Origin of the sequence: Streptomyces nanhaiensis (genome assembly GCF_046614825.1) — a bacterium.
Taxonomy (GTDB): Bacteria; Actinomycetota; Actinomycetes; order Streptomycetales; family Streptomycetaceae; genus Streptomyces; species Streptomyces radiopugnans.
In genome coordinates this window covers 1-13,527 of record NZ_JBKJFM010000047.1, presented here as the reverse complement: position 1 = coordinate 13,527, position 13,527 = coordinate 1, and the positions used below count along the sequence as shown (strand labels likewise).

The window sequence follows — 13,527 nt, the reverse complement described above, 5'->3', positions numbered from 1 at the left end:
AAGCTCATGTCGCGTATCGGCAAGCTCCCCATCCAGGTTCCCGCCGGTGTGGACGTCACCATCGATGGCCGGACGGTCAACGTGAAGGGGCCCAAGGGCAACCTTTCGCACACCGTCGCCGCGCCCATCGAGGTCGCCAAGGGTGAGGACGGCGTCATCAACGTCACCCGCCCGAACGACGAGAGCCGGAACAAGGCCCTGCACGGTCTGTCCCGCACGCTGGTGGCGAACATGATCACTGGCGTGACCCAGGGGTACAGCAAGCAGCTCGAGATCAGCGGTGTCGGTTACCGCGTCCAGGCGAAGGGCTCCGACCTGGAGTTCTCCCTGGGCTACAGCCACCCGATCACGGTGAAGGCTCCCGAGGGCATCTCCTTCAAGGTGGAGTCCCCGACCAGGCTGAGCGTCGAGGGCATCGACAAGCAGAAGGTCGGCGAGGTCGCCGCGAACATCCGCAAGCTGCGCAAGCCCGACCCGTACAAGGCCAAGGGCGTGAAGTACGCGGGCGAGGTCATCCGCCGCAAGGTCGGAAAGGCTGGTAAGTAAGCCATGGCATACGGTGTGAAGATCGCGAAGGGCAGCGCGCGCAAGGCCGCCGCTGTCAAGCGGCGCCACATCCGCGTCCGCAAGAAGGTGTCGGGCACCCCCGAGCGTCCGCGCCTGGTGGTGACGCGCTCCAACCGTCACATGGTGGCGCAGGTCATCGACGACATCGCGGGCCACACGCTGGCCTCGGCGTCGACGCTGGACAGCTCGATCCGCGGCGGTGAGGGCGACAAGACCGCCCTGGCCAAGCAGGTCGGGTCCCTGGTCGCCGAGCGCGCCAAGGCCGCGGGCATCGAGGCCGTCGTGTTCGACCGCGGCGGCAACAAGTACGCCGGGCGGATCGCCGCCCTGGCCGACGCCGCCCGCGAGGCCGGGCTCAGGTTCTGAGCCGGTCCCCACGCAAGCGGACGCATAGAGAGAGGTAATTCCAATGGCTGGACCCCAGCGCCGCGGTGGCGGCGCCGGTGGCGGCGAGCGGCGGGACCGACGGGACCGGCGGGACGGTGGCGCGGCCGCCGAGAAGACCGCGTACGTCGAGCGGGTCGTCGCGATCAACCGCGTCGCCAAGGTTGTGAAGGGTGGTCGTCGCTTCAGCTTCACCGCGCTGGTCGTGGTGGGCGACGGTGACGGCACCGTGGGCGTCGGTTACGGCAAGGCCAAGGAGGTGCCGGCCGCCATCGCCAAGGGTGTGGAGGAGGCCAAGAAGCACTTCTTCAAGGTCCCCCGGATCCAGGGCACCATCCCCCACCCGATCCAGGGTGAGGAGGCCGCGGGCGTCGTGCTGCTCAAGCCGGCCTCGCCCGGTACCGGTGTGATCGCCGGTGGCCCGGTGCGCGCCGTGCTGGAGTGCGCGGGCATCCACGACGTGCTGAGCAAGTCCCTCGGCTCGTCGAACCCGATCAACATCGTGCACGCCACGGTGGCCGCTCTGCGGGGCCTGCAGCGCCCCGAGGAGATCGCCGCCCGCCGCGGCCTGCCGCTGGAGGACGTTGCTCCCGCCGCTCTGCTGCGGGCGCGGGCTGGGGTGAGCGCCTGATGGCACGCCTGAAGGTCACCCAGACCAAGTCCTACATCGGCAGCAAGCAGAACCACCGCGACACCCTGCGTTCCCTCGGCCTCAGGCGAGTGAACGACTCGGTCGTCAAGGAGGACCGTCCCGAGATCCGCGGCATGGTGCAGACCGTCCGCCACCTCGTGACGGTCGAGGAGGTCGACTGACATGGCGGAGCAGAAGCCGCTGAAGGTCCACAACCTCCGGCCCGCCCCGGGCGCCAAGACCGCCAAGACCCGCGTCGGTCGTGGTGAGGCGTCCAAGGGCAAGACCGCCGGTCGTGGCACCAAGGGCACCAAGGCCCGTTACCAGGTTCCGGAGCGCTTCGAGGGCGGGCAGATGCCGCTGCACATGCGGCTGCCCAAGCTCAGGGGCTTCAAGAACCCCTTCCGCACCGAGTACCAGGTTGTGAACCTGGACAAGCTGGCGGACCTGTACCCCGAGGGTGGCGAGGTCACCGTCGAGGGCCTGGTCGCCAAGGGTGCGGTTCGCAAGAACCAGCTCGTGAAGGTGCTGGGCAACGGGGAGATCTCCGTGGCGCTGCAGGTGACCGTGGACAAGGTCTCCGGCTCCGCCAAGGAGAAGATCACCGCTGCCGGAGGCACCGTCACCGAGCTCGTCTGAGTACGGTGAACTGAGTAACCGGGGGCGCCCAGGAACGGGCGTCCCCGGTTGGTCGTTCCAAGGGGGGCACGGTCGCCGGTAAGGTGTCGTGCGTTATTGACCTCCACAGGACCCTTCCTGTGGAATCTGAACCGTTTTATCCGTTGATCCTCACGACCGTAACCTCTCGCGTGCGACGCGGGGGGCGCAGGAGGCACCGTGCTCACCGCGTTCGCCCGGGCGTTCAAGACGCCCGACCTGCGCAAGAAGCTGCTGTTCACCCTCGGCATCATGGTGCTCTTCCGCCTCGGAGCACACATCCCCGTCCCGGGTGTCAGCTTCGAGAACGTCAACCAGTGCGTGAAAGAGGCCGAGGGCGCCGGCGCCGGCCTCTTCGGCCTGGTCAACATGTTCAGTGGTGGCGCGCTGCTGCAGCTGACCGTCTTCGCGCTCGGGATCATGCCGTACATCACGGCGAGCATCATCCTGCAGCTGCTGGTGGTGGTGATCCCGAGGCTGGAGGCCCTCAAGAAGGAGGGGCAGTCCGGCCAGGCGAAGATCACGCAGTACACCCGCTACCTGACGGTGGCGCTCGGCGTGCTCCAGGCCACCGGTCTGGTGGCGACGGCCCGCAGCGGCAGCCTCTTCGCGCAGTGCACCGTCCGTGACCAGATCATCCCGGACGACTCCATCTTCACCACGATCACCATGGTGATCGTCATGACCGCCGGCACCGCGCTGATCATGTGGATGGGTGAGCTGATCACCGACCGCGGCATCGGCAACGGCATGTCGATCCTGATGTTCGTCTCGATCGCCGCCGGCTTCCCGGGTCTGCTGTGGGCCATCAAGGTGCAGGGCCACCTGGCGGACGGCTGGATCGAGTTCGGCGTGGTGCTCCTCGCGGGTCTGGCGATGGTCGGCCTGGTGGTCTTCGTCGAGCAGGCGCAGCGCCGCATCCCCGTGCAGTACGCCAAGCGCATGATCGGGCGCCGCTCCTACGGCGGCACCTCCACCTACATCCCCCTGAAGGTGAACCAGGCGGGTGTGATCCCCGTCATCTTCGCCTCGTCCCTGCTCTACATCCCGGCGCTGATCGTTCAGTTCAGCGGCTCGCAGGCGGGCTGGGCCGACTGGATCAACCGGCACCTCGTCACGGGTGACCACCCGTACTACATCATCACGTACTTCGTGCTGATCGTGTTCTTCGCCTTCTTCTACGTCGCCATCTCCTTCAACCCCGAAGAAGTTGCCGACAACATGAAGAAGTATGGTGGTTTCATCCCGGGCATCCGGGCCGGACGTCCCACCGCGGAGTACCTGAGCTACGTGCTGAACCGCATCACGTGGCCGGGTTCGCTGTACCTGGGTCTGATCGCTCTGGTGCCCACCGTCGCGCTGGTGTTGTTCAACGCGAATCAGAACTTCCCGTTCGGCGGGACCAGCATCCTGATCATCGTGGGTGTCGGTCTGGAGACCGTGAAGCAGATCGAGAGCCAGCTTCAGCAGCGCCATTACGAAGGGTTCCTCCGCTGATGCGAATCGTCCTCGTCGGACCGCCTGGCGCGGGCAAGGGCACGCAGGCCGCGTACCTGGCCGAGAACCTGTCCATTCCGCACATCTCCACGGGCGACCTCTTCCGCGCCAACATCAGCCAGGGCACCCAGCTCGGGCAGAAGGCGCAGGAGTACATGCGGGCCGGCAAGCTCGTACCCGACGAGGTCACCATCGGCATGGCCCGGGACCGGATGGAGCAGCCCGACGCCGCCGACGGCTTCCTGCTCGACGGCTTCCCGCGGAACATCGGCCAGGCCGAGGCGCTGGACGGCATCCTGCGCGAGTCCGGCACCCGGCTGAACGCCGTGCTGGACCTGGAGGTCCCCGAGGACGAGGTCGTGAAGCGGATCGCGGGACGGCGGATGTGCCGCAACGACAGCGGCCACATCTTCCACGTCGTGTACACCCCGCCGAAGACCGAGGGCGTCTGCGACGTCTGCGGCGGCGAGCTCTACCAGCGCGAGGACGACCGCGAGGACACCGTCCGCAAGCGCCTGGAGGTCTACCACACCGAGACCGAGCCGATCATCGACTACTACAAGGCCCAGGGCCTGGTGGTGACGATCTCGGCGCTCGGCAAGGTGTCCGAGGTCACCCGGCGCGCGATGGAGGCGCTCGGCCAGGCGGCCGGGCAGTCCGGGGCCTGACCCCGGCGAGGAACGGCGAGAAGGCCGCGGTGCCCGGGGCGGGCACCGCGGCCGTATCGTGTAGTGAACGGGCCCGGCGGCAGCGTGCGGGCCCGATGTGCCACAGACAACCGCGAGCTGGAAGGCGTCAGCCGTCATGGTGGAGATCAAGACCCCCGAGCAGATCGCGAAGATGCGGGCGGCCGGGCTGGTCGTCGCCGCGATGCACGCGGCCTGCCGCAAGGCCGCGGTGCCCGGCGCGACGACCAAGGACCTGGACGAGGTCGCCGCGAAGGTGCTCGCCGACCACGGCGCCAAGCCGAACTTCCTCGGCTACGGGGGCTTCCCCGGCAACATCTGCACCTCGGTGAACGACGTCGTCGTCCACGGCATCCCCGACCGGGAGACGGTGCTGGAGTCGGGCGACATCATCTCCATCGACGCGGGCGCGATCGTCGACGGCTGGCACGGCGACGCGGCGATCACCGTCTTCGTCGGCGAGGGCCACGCGCCCGAGGTGCACGAGCTGAGCCGGGTCACCGAGGAGTCGATGTGGGCCGGCATCGCGGCGATGCGCAAGGGCAACCGGCTGGTGGACATCTCCAAGGCGATCGAGGGCTACATCCGCCGCCAGCCCCGTCCGGCCTCGGGCCGCTACGGGATCATCGAGGACTACGGCGGCCACGGCATCGGCAGCCAGATGCACATGGACCCGCACCTGCTGAACTACGTCGACCGCCGGCGCGGCCGAGGCCCGAAGCTGGTGCCGGGCATGTGCCTGGCGATCGAGCCGATGGTCAGCCTGGGCACGGCCAGGACCCACGTCCTCGAGGACGAGTGGACGGTCAAGACGAACGACGGCACCTGGTCCTGCCACTGGGAGCACTCCGTCGCGCTGACCGAGCAGGGGCCGCTGGTGCTGACGGCGCCGGACGGCGGCCGGGCGAAGCTGGCGGAGTACGGCGTCACCACCGCCCCCGACCCGCTGGACTGACCGGACCGCCCCCGGCCCCCGGGGCTGCCGCGGCGTGCCGTGGAGCACGGGGCGCGCACCCCGGCCGCACCACCACCGGTCCCGCGGTGAGCCGGGCGGTGAGCCCGGAGAAGTTCCCCCGGTCCGCATAAAGATCTCCCACGATGGGCATACATCCCCGATTCGTCTTTCCCGGAGCCGTGCCGTAGACTGGCTCGTCGGTCCATGTGTGCCTGCGCGCACCCACGGGCTGACCCAGGTAGCCGATCCCGGAAGGTGAAGCGCTCAAGCATGGCCAAAAAACAAGGGGCCATCGAGATCGAGGGCACCGTCGTCGAGTCTCTCCCGAACGCGATGTTCAAGGTGGAGCTCCAGAACGGGCACCAGGTCCTCGCGCACATCAGCGGCAAGATGCGGATGCACTACATCCGTATCCTTCCCGACGACCGTGTCGTGGTGGAGCTGTCTCCCTACGACCTGACGCGCGGGCGGATCGTCTACCGCTACAAGTAGATCTCGCCCTCACTCCGCCCGCGCGGAGTGGTGGCCTGACCCGGAGAACCTCACATCCCATGAAGGTCAAGCCGAGCGTCAAGAAGATCTGCGACAAGTGCAAGGTGATCCGCCGCCACGGCCGGGTCATGGTCATCTGCGACAACCTGCGCCACAAGCAGCGCCAGGGCTGACGCAAGACCTCCACGCCTCGCACCTCTCGCGGTTCTTCGCGCGACGCAAGCGACATGTAGATACGCAGACACCCGACCCCCCGCCGTGACACCTGTTAACGCCGGTGGGGACGACACCCCCGGACGGAGGCCGGGGACCCGGCTCGTACTCGCTACGGGAACGGTGCTGCGGAAGACCTCCAACGAAACCAGGAGCCACGTTCATGGCACGCCTCGAAGGCGTCGACCTCCCGCGCGACAAGCGCGTGGAGGTCGCTCTCACCTATGTCTTCGGCATCGGTCGCACGCTCTCCAAGCAGACGCTTGCGAACACCGGTGTGAACCCGGACACCCGCGTCCGCGACCTGACCGAGGAAGAGCTCGTCAGGATCCGTGAGTACGTCGAGGCCAACATCCGCACCGAGGGTGACCTCCGCCGCGAGATCCAGGCCGACATCCGCCGCAAGGTCGAGATCGGCAGCTACCAGGGTCTGCGCCACCGCCGCGGCCTGCCCGTCCGGGGCCAGCGCACCAGCACCAACGCCCGCACCCGCAAGGGCCCGCGTCGCGCGATCGCCGGCAAGAAGAAGCCGGGCAAGAAGTAGTCCTCACCGGACACCGCCAGTGGTCCGGATCGCAGGACCGACCACCTCCATAGGAGTATTTTTCTATGCCTCCGAAGGGCCGTACGGCCGGCGCCAAGAAGGTGCGCCGCAAGGAGAAGAAGAACGTCGCCCACGGGCACGCTCACATCAAGAGCACGTTCAACAACACCATCGTTTCCATCACCGACCCCACCGGCAACGTGATTTCCTGGGCTTCCGCCGGTCACGTGGGCTTCAAGGGCTCGCGCAAGTCGACGCCGTTCGCCGCGCAGATGGCCGCCGAGTCGGCCGCCCGGCGTGCGCAGGAGCACGGCATGCGCAAGGTCGACGTGTTCGTCAAGGGTCCCGGCTCCGGCCGTGAGACCGCGATCCGCTCCCTCCAGGCCACCGGCCTCGAGGTGGGCTCGATCCAGGACGTCACCCCGACCCCGCACAACGGCTGCCGCCCGCCGAAGCGTCGCCGCGTCTGATCCAGCTGAAGTAGGAGATACACGAACATGGCGCGTTACACCGGGGCCGACTGCAAGCGTTGCCGTCGGGAGAAGCAGAAGCTCTTCCTCAAGGGAGCCAAGTGCGAGAGCGCGAAGTGCCCGATCGAGATCCGTCCTTACCCCCCGGGTGAGCACGGACGCGGGCGCACCAAGGACAGCGAGTACCTGCTGCAGAAGCGTGAGAAGCAGAAGGCCGCCCGCATCTACGGTGTCCTCGAGAAGCAGTTCCGCGGTTACTTCAACGAGGCCAACCGCAAGCAGGGCAAGACGGGCGAGAACCTGCTCCGCATCCTGGAGTCCCGTCTGGACAACGTGGTCTACCGGGCCGGCTTCGCCAAGTCCCGCGACCACGCCCGCCAGCTCGTCCGCCACGGGCACATCATGGTGAACGGTCGCAAGACCGACATCCCGTCGGCCCGTGTCGTTCCCAACGACATCGTCGAGGTCCGTCCGTCCTCCCGCAACATGACCCCCTTCCAGGTGGCTCAGGCGGAGGCCGGCGACAAGACGGTGCCGGCGTGGCTCGAGGCCATTCCGTCGCAGCTGCGGATCCTCGTCCACTCGCTGCCCGAGCGCCAGGTGATCGACACCCAGGTGCAGGAGCAGCTGATCGTCGAGCTGTACTCCAAGTAATCCGGAGTACCGGCTCACGGTCACGGGCGGTGCGGCCCGCACGGGTCGCACCGCCCGTACCCTTGCAGTAGACGACCGGGCTCCCGCCCGGTGCTCGGCATCAAATAGCGGTTGCCGAAGACTGGAGGCACATCCCCATGCTGATCGCTCAGCGCCCCTCACTGACCGAAGAGGTCGTGGACGAGTTCCGTTCCCGGTTCGTGATCGAACCGCTGGAGCCGGGCTTCGGCTACACCCTCGGAAACTCCCTGCGCCGCACGCTCCTGTCCTCGATCCCCGGTGCTGCCGTGACCAGCATCCGGATCGACGGCGTCCTGCACGAGTTCACCACCGTGCCGGGCGTCAAGGAGGACGTCACCGACCTGATCCTCAACATCAAGAGCCTGGTCGTCTCCTCGGAGCACGACGAGCCGGTCGTGATGTACCTGCGCAAGCAGGGCCCGGGTCTGGTCACCGCCGCCGACATCGCCCCGCCGGCCGGTGTCGAGGTGCACAACCCCGACCTGGTCCTCGCCACGCTGAACGGCAAGGGGAAGCTGGAGATGGAGCTGACCGTCGAGCGCGGTCGCGGCTACGTCTCCGCCGTGCAGAACAAGCAGGCCGGCCAGGAGATCGGCCGCATCCCGGTCGACTCCATCTACTCGCCGGTCCTCAAGGTCACCTACAAGGTCGAGGCGACCCGTGTCGAGCAGCGCACCGACTTCGACAAGCTGATCGTCGACGTCGAGACCAAGGAGTCCATGCGCCCGCGCGACGCCATGGCCTCCGCCGGCAAGACCCTGGTCGAGCTGTTCGGCCTGGCCCGCGAGCTGAACGTCGACGCAGAGGGCATCGACATGGGCCCGTCCCCGACGGACGCCGCGCTCGCCGCCGACCTGGCCCTGCCGATCGAGGAGCTGGAGCTGACCGTCCGCTCCTACAACTGCCTCAAGCGCGAGGGCATCCACTCGGTGGGCGAGCTGGTGGCCCGCTCCGAGGCGGACCTGCTCGACATCCGCAACTTCGGCGCCAAGTCGATCGACGAGGTCAAGGCGAAGCTGGCCGGCATGGGCCTGACCCTCAAGGACAGCCCGCCCGGATTCGACCCGACCGCCGCCGCCGACGCCTTCGGCGCCGACGACGACGCGGACTCCGGTTTCGTCGAGACCGAGCAGTACTGACCGGCACCGGGCGGTACTGACGCCGGTCCCCACCGGCATCCCGACCGGGCGCGGCACCCGCCCGCGCCCGGTCGGCCCACGCTTTCCGGAGCGTACGACCGAGGGTACGACCGCGGTCGCGCGCCCCGGCTCCGGCGGGCACAAGCCCGTACGGACACTGACACCGGTACCTGATACGGCCGGTGCAGACATCGAGGAGAAGAACCATGCCGAAGCCCACCAAGGGCGCCCGCCTCGGCGGCGGCGCCGCGCACGAGAAGGCCATGCTGGCGAACCTCGCCACCGCCCTCTTCGAGCACGGCCGCATCACCACCACCGAGGCCAAGGCCCGCCGCCTGCGCCCGGTGGCCGAGCGTCTGATCACCAAGGCGAAGAAGGGCGACCTTCACAACCGCCGCCAGGTGATGCGGACGATCCTCGACAAGAGCGTCGTGCACACGCTCTTCACCGAGATCGGCCCGCGCTACGAGAACCGCCCCGGCGGTTACACCCGCATCACCAAGATCGGCAACCGCCGCGGCGACAACGCGCCCATGGCGGTCATCGAGCTGGTGGAGGCCCTGACGGTGCAGCAGGAGGCCGTCGGCGAGGCCGAGGCCGCCACGAAGCGCTCCGCCAAGGACGCCGCGGGCGACGAGGCCCTGAAGGACCTCAAGAAGGACGAGGCCGCCGGTGAGTCCGAGGCTCCGGCCGAGGAGAAGTCCGAGGCCTCCGAGACCGAGGCCGCCGGTGAGTCCGAGGCTCCGGCCGAGGAGAAGAAGGACGCCTGAGGCGATCCTTCCGCTCCGGGGCACCCGGAGCACGACGCGGCGGACCCGCCTCCCCTCCCGGGAGCGGGTCCGCCGCCGTTTCAGGCGCTCTTCGAGAGGATCACGGTGTGAGCGACGAGGTGGAGCCCGGGTACGTACGGGTCCGGCTGGACCTGTCGTACGACGGCAGGGAGTTCTCCGGCTGGGCGCGGCAGCGCGGGCGGCGCACCGTGCAGGGCGAGCTGGAGGACGCGCTGCGGGTGGTGACCCGCTCGGAGGAGGTCTTCGAGCTGACGGTCGCCGGCCGCACCGACGCGGGCGTCCACGCCCGCGGCCAGGTGGCGCACGTCGACCTGCCCGCCGCGCTGTGGGAGGCGCACCGGGAGCGGCTGCTGCGCCGGCTGGCCGGGCGGCTGCCGCACGACGTACGGGTGCACCGCGTCGGCGAGGCCCCGCCCCACTTCAACGCGCGCTTCTCGGCGGTCTGGCGCCGCTACGCCTACCGCGTCTGCGACCACCCGGGAGGGGTGGATCCGCTCCAGCGCGGCCACGTCCTGTGGCACGACTGGCCGCTGGACGTGGAGGCCATGAACGAGGCGGCCGAACGGCTGCTGGGGGAGCACGACTTCGCCGCCTACTGCAAGCGGCGCGAGGGCGCGACGACCATACGGACACTCAGGGAGCTGAACTGGCGGCGCCGCCCCGACGGCATCGTGGAGGCCCGGGTGGTCGCCGACGCCTTCTGCCACAACATGGTGCGCTCGCTGGTGGGCGCCCTGCTCTTCGTCGGCGACGGACACCGCCCGCCGTCGTGGCCGGGCCGGGTGCTGGCGGCCGGGGTGCGGGACTCGGCGGTGCACGTGGTGCGGCCGCACGGGCTGACCCTGGAGGAGGTCGGCTACCCGGCCGACGAGCTGCTGGCCGCGCGCAACGCCGAGGCGCGCAACCGCCGCACCCTCCCGGGAGCCGGTGCGGTGGCCGGGGCGGGGTGCTGCTGACCAGTTGGCCGGTTCCGGCGGGCAACCACCGCAGCCGCTCGGTCGTCCAGTAGTCGGGCCCGCGTCGTGCGGGCCCGTCGACCACTGATGACGGAGCATCCATTGAGACTTCGGACGAGGGGGATCCGCAGGGCGGGCGTGGTGGTTGCGGCGGCCTGCGCCGTGATCGTCGCGGGCCCGACGGCGGCGCCCGCCCAGGCGGCCGGGGGACCGTCCGGGATAGCCGCCAAGGGCGCCTTCCTGCTGGACAGCGGTCCCAACAAGACCCTGTGGGGCAAGGGCGCCGACACCCGGCGCGAGATGGCCAGCACGACCAAGATCATGGCCGCGGCGGTCGTGGTGACCACCAAGGGCGTCGACCTGGACCGCAAGATCACGGTCAAGAAGGCCTACCGCGACTACGTGACCAGGTACGGGGCCAGCACCGCGGACCTGAGGACGGGCGACAAGCTCACGGTGCGCCAGCTGCTGTACGGGATGATGCTGCCCTCCGGCTGCGACGCGGCGTACGCGCTGGCGGACACCTTCGGCAGCGGGAGCACGGTGTCCGCCCGCACCAAGTCGTTCATCTCCAAGATGAACAAGAAGGCCGCCGACCTGGGGATGAAGAACACGAAGTTCGACTCCTTCGACGGCATCTCCAAGAGCGGCGAGAACTACTCGACCCCCCGCGACATGGCGAAGCTGGCGCGGCACGCGCTGGCGAACTCCACGTTCAAGACGGTGGTCAAGGCGACCAAGACCGTCCAGAAGGCGACCAACGGGCGCACGTACACCTGGTACAACACCAACAAGCTGCTCGGCTCCTACAAGGGCGTGATAGGCATCAAGACCGGTACGGGCTCCAAGGCCGGCCCCTGCCTGGTCTTCGCGGCGACGCGTGACAAGCGCACGGTCGTCGGCGTGATACTCAACAGCTCCGACCGGTACCGGGACGCGACGAGGATGCTCGACTGGTCCTTCAAGCAGAAGACGGCCACCAAGGTGACCCTGCGCACGCTCCCGCCGGGGGCCCAGCGCGACTGACGCCGCGCGACTGACGCCGCGCGACCGGCTTCCCCGCGCCGCCCCGGGCCCGTCCCGGGGCGGCGCGGGCGTTCCGTCAGCCGCCCGTGACCGAGGCCGCGGCCTGGGCCCGGCCGCGCTCGAGGATGCGGGCGAAGGCGAAGTCGGCGGCGTCCAGGCCGGCCCGGCGGGCGGCGGTCTCGGAGGTGGTGACGTCCTTGCCGCTGGTGTAGCCGGAGATGGTGAAGTACGCGTAGCGGCCCAGCGCGTTGGCGGAGGTGCGGCACGTCACGCCGCCCCGGCAGAAGGTGGGCACGCCCGATCCGGGCAGCGAGGCGACGTTGGGCCGGGACTGCTCCTTGGCCTTCCGCGCGGCCCCGGCGTCGTCGAAGACCGCGACGCCGACGGTGACCGCCACCCCCTCGCGCGTGTACGTCACCCGGATCAGCTCGCGGCAGCCGTTGCCCGTCAGCACCGCGCCGAGCGCGCCCTGGGTGCCGGACGCGCAGTTCCCGGTGGAGGCCGTGGCGCCCTTGTCGTAGGCGCGGCCGTCGACCTTCATCGAGTCGCCGGGGAAGAGCGTGTCCGCGCCGAGCGGGGCGGTGTCCTTCTCGGCGCTGGAGAGGAAGTCCCGCGGGTCCGGCGGCGGGGGAGGGGGCTCGGAGGAGAAGGTGGGCTCCGGCTGCTCCGGTCCGGGCGGCGGCGCCTCGGCGGCCGACGGCGTCGGGGAGTCCGAGGCGGCGGCGGAGGGCCCGGAGCCCGAACCGTCCTCGTTGACGACGGCGACCGCCACGATCGCGGCGACGACGGCCGTGGCCACCGCCCCGCCGCCGGTCATCAGCCAGCGGCGGCGCCGGGCGCGGGCGCGCTCGCTCCGCTCGGCCAGCGCCGCCCAGTCCGGTGTGGACGGGTCCGACGGCCCGGGTGGTCCCGAAGGCCCCGGCCGCCCGAACGGCCCCGACGGACCGGACTGCCCCGACGGTCCTCCCGGGCCCCAGCCCGGTCCCCCCTGCCCAAAGCTCATGGACGCACATCCTATTCGCTTCCCGCCGGCAGCCGGCGGGAAGATCGGCGGGGCCCGGTGGGGCGCTCGGCGGGCACCCCCCGGGGGGGCCGCGGGGCACCCGCCGGAGGAGGGGCGTTTTGACCCGTGCGGAGGACGGCCGGTATCCTGCTGGTTCGTTGTGCGTATTGGCTTGCTCGTTCTCACGTGAGAGGCCGCTACGCCTGGTCCACCAGGACGATGACCAGCGACCCGCACCGGCTTGCGTCACCGGAGTGCGGTCAGGGCTGTCGTGATCTCCGGTGACCTTGTCAGGAAACACTCACTGAAGAAGCGAAGGCTACGACCGTGCGTACGTACAGCCCCAAGCCCGGCGACGTCCAGCGCCAGTGGCACGTCATCGACGCCACCGACGTCGTCCTGGGCCGTCTGGCCTCCCAGGCCGCCACCCTTCTGAGGGGCAAGCACAAGCCGGTGTACGCGCCGCACGTTGACGCTGGTGACTTCGTCATCATCATCAACGCCGACAAGGTGCACCTCTCCGGCAACAAGCGGACCCAGAAGCTGGCCTACCGCCACTCCGGCTACCCCGGCGGTCTGCGGTCCGTCCGCTACGACGACCTGCTGAAGAACAACCCGGAGAAGGCCGTGGAGAAGGCCATCAAGGGCATGCTCCCGAAGAACTCCCTGGGCCGCCAGATGCTCTCGAAGCTGAAGGTCTACGCGGGCGAGAACCACCCGCACGCCGCCCAGCAGCCGGTCCCGTTCGAGATCACCCAGGTCGCGCAGTAGTCCGGCCACAACCAAGACTGAAGAGAGCTGAGGAGAACCGTGGCCGAGACCACCGCCGAGACCCCGATCG

Annotated in this window: 19 protein-coding genes; 18 read left to right on the top strand and 1 reads right to left on the bottom strand. The window is 69.4% G+C overall.

Annotated features, from left to right (window positions below; all coding sequences use genetic code 11):
- The first annotated feature begins 6 nt into the window (after positions 1 to 6).
- The 17 genes from rplF (at position 7) to ACLIYP_RS13210 (ending at position 11,683) form a co-directional block, all read left to right on the top strand.
- A complete protein-coding gene (gene rplF, locus ACLIYP_RS13290) occupies positions 7 to 546 on the top strand; it encodes a 50S ribosomal protein L6 (protein ID WP_093660617.1) in 540 nt (179 codons plus the stop codon).
- A gap of 3 nt (positions 547 to 549) precedes the next feature.
- On the top strand, positions 550 to 933 hold the full coding sequence (rplR, locus tag ACLIYP_RS13285) for a 50S ribosomal protein L18 (protein ID WP_093851449.1): 384 nt from the start codon (positions 550 to 552) through the stop codon (positions 931 to 933).
- Between the two features lie 43 nt (positions 934 to 976).
- Positions 977 to 1,582, top strand: coding sequence for a 30S ribosomal protein S5 (gene rpsE, locus ACLIYP_RS13280; RefSeq protein WP_093660621.1), 606 nt, complete (start codon positions 977 to 979; stop codon positions 1,580 to 1,582).
- The gene (gene rpmD / locus ACLIYP_RS13275) at positions 1,582 to 1,764 is read left to right on the top strand and encodes a 50S ribosomal protein L30 (protein ID WP_093660623.1); all 183 of its coding nucleotides are present in this window, start codon (positions 1,582 to 1,584) and stop codon (positions 1,762 to 1,764) included. The genes rpsE and rpmD overlap by 1 nt, the downstream gene beginning before the upstream one ends.
- A gap of 1 nt (position 1,765) precedes the next feature.
- Positions 1,766 to 2,221, top strand: coding sequence for a 50S ribosomal protein L15 (rplO, locus tag ACLIYP_RS13270; protein WP_412713335.1), 456 nt, complete (start codon positions 1,766 to 1,768; stop codon positions 2,219 to 2,221).
- A 198-nt stretch (positions 2,222 to 2,419) separates the two neighbouring features.
- A complete protein-coding gene (gene secY / locus ACLIYP_RS13265) occupies positions 2,420 to 3,736 on the top strand; it encodes a preprotein translocase subunit SecY (protein ID WP_410537116.1) in 1,317 nt (438 codons plus the stop codon).
- Positions 3,736 to 4,404 carry an adenylate kinase gene (locus ACLIYP_RS13260; RefSeq protein ID WP_412713334.1) on the top strand — a complete coding sequence of 223 codons (669 nt, stop codon included), beginning with the start codon at positions 3,736 to 3,738 and terminating at the stop codon, positions 4,402 to 4,404. Before secY ends, ACLIYP_RS13260 begins: the two co-directional genes overlap by 1 nt.
- 136 nt (positions 4,405 to 4,540) lie before the next feature.
- A complete protein-coding gene (gene map / locus ACLIYP_RS13255) occupies positions 4,541 to 5,377 on the top strand; it encodes a type I methionyl aminopeptidase (RefSeq protein ID WP_412713333.1) in 837 nt (278 codons plus the stop codon).
- Between the two features lie 270 nt (positions 5,378 to 5,647).
- Positions 5,648 to 5,869 carry a translation initiation factor IF-1 gene (gene infA / locus ACLIYP_RS13250; protein WP_003948620.1) on the top strand — a complete coding sequence of 74 codons (222 nt, stop codon included), beginning with the start codon at positions 5,648 to 5,650 and terminating at the stop codon, positions 5,867 to 5,869.
- A 59-nt stretch (positions 5,870 to 5,928) separates the two neighbouring features.
- Positions 5,929 to 6,042 carry a 50S ribosomal protein L36 gene (gene rpmJ, locus ACLIYP_RS13245; RefSeq protein WP_003956441.1) on the top strand — a complete coding sequence of 38 codons (114 nt, stop codon included), beginning with the start codon at positions 5,929 to 5,931 and terminating at the stop codon, positions 6,040 to 6,042.
- Positions 6,043 to 6,245: 203 nt separating this feature from the next.
- Complete coding sequence (rpsM, locus tag ACLIYP_RS13240; protein WP_093660633.1) at positions 6,246 to 6,626, top strand: 30S ribosomal protein S13; 381 nt, start codon at positions 6,246 to 6,248, stop codon at positions 6,624 to 6,626.
- Positions 6,627 to 6,691: 65 nt separating this feature from the next.
- Positions 6,692 to 7,096: a 30S ribosomal protein S11 gene (rpsK, locus tag ACLIYP_RS13235; RefSeq protein WP_004571845.1), complete on the top strand. Its 405-nt coding sequence runs from the start codon at positions 6,692 to 6,694 to the stop codon at positions 7,094 to 7,096.
- A gap of 27 nt (positions 7,097 to 7,123) precedes the next feature.
- On the top strand, positions 7,124 to 7,750 hold the full coding sequence (gene rpsD / locus ACLIYP_RS13230; RefSeq protein ID WP_412713332.1) for a 30S ribosomal protein S4: 627 nt from the start codon (positions 7,124 to 7,126) through the stop codon (positions 7,748 to 7,750).
- Positions 7,751 to 7,887: 137 nt separating this feature from the next.
- Positions 7,888 to 8,910: a DNA-directed RNA polymerase subunit alpha gene (locus ACLIYP_RS13225; protein WP_093660637.1), complete on the top strand. Its 1,023-nt coding sequence runs from the start codon at positions 7,888 to 7,890 to the stop codon at positions 8,908 to 8,910.
- 206 nt (positions 8,911 to 9,116) lie between these two features.
- Positions 9,117 to 9,680 carry a 50S ribosomal protein L17 gene (gene rplQ, locus ACLIYP_RS13220; RefSeq protein WP_093660639.1) on the top strand — a complete coding sequence of 188 codons (564 nt, stop codon included), beginning with the start codon at positions 9,117 to 9,119 and terminating at the stop codon, positions 9,678 to 9,680.
- 107 nt (positions 9,681 to 9,787) lie between these two features.
- Complete coding sequence (truA, locus tag ACLIYP_RS13215; protein WP_412713331.1) at positions 9,788 to 10,657, top strand: tRNA pseudouridine(38-40) synthase TruA; 870 nt, start codon at positions 9,788 to 9,790, stop codon at positions 10,655 to 10,657.
- 87 nt (positions 10,658 to 10,744) lie between these two features.
- On the top strand, positions 10,745 to 11,683 hold the full coding sequence (locus ACLIYP_RS13210) for a D-alanyl-D-alanine carboxypeptidase family protein (RefSeq protein ID WP_412713330.1): 939 nt from the start codon (positions 10,745 to 10,747) through the stop codon (positions 11,681 to 11,683).
- Positions 11,684 to 11,759: 76 nt separating this feature from the next.
- Here ACLIYP_RS13210 and ACLIYP_RS13205 read toward each other — a convergent pair whose 3' ends face one another.
- Positions 11,760 to 12,686 carry a hypothetical protein gene (locus ACLIYP_RS13205; RefSeq protein WP_412713329.1) on the bottom strand — a complete coding sequence of 309 codons (927 nt, stop codon included), beginning with the start codon at positions 12,684 to 12,686 and terminating at the stop codon, positions 11,760 to 11,762.
- 327 nt (positions 12,687 to 13,013) lie between these two features.
- Here ACLIYP_RS13205 and rplM point away from each other — a divergent pair, with 327 nt between their 5' ends.
- Positions 13,014 to 13,457: a 50S ribosomal protein L13 gene (gene rplM / locus ACLIYP_RS13200; protein WP_093660647.1), complete on the top strand. Its 444-nt coding sequence runs from the start codon at positions 13,014 to 13,016 to the stop codon at positions 13,455 to 13,457.
- Positions 13,458 to 13,527 lie beyond the last annotated feature (70 nt).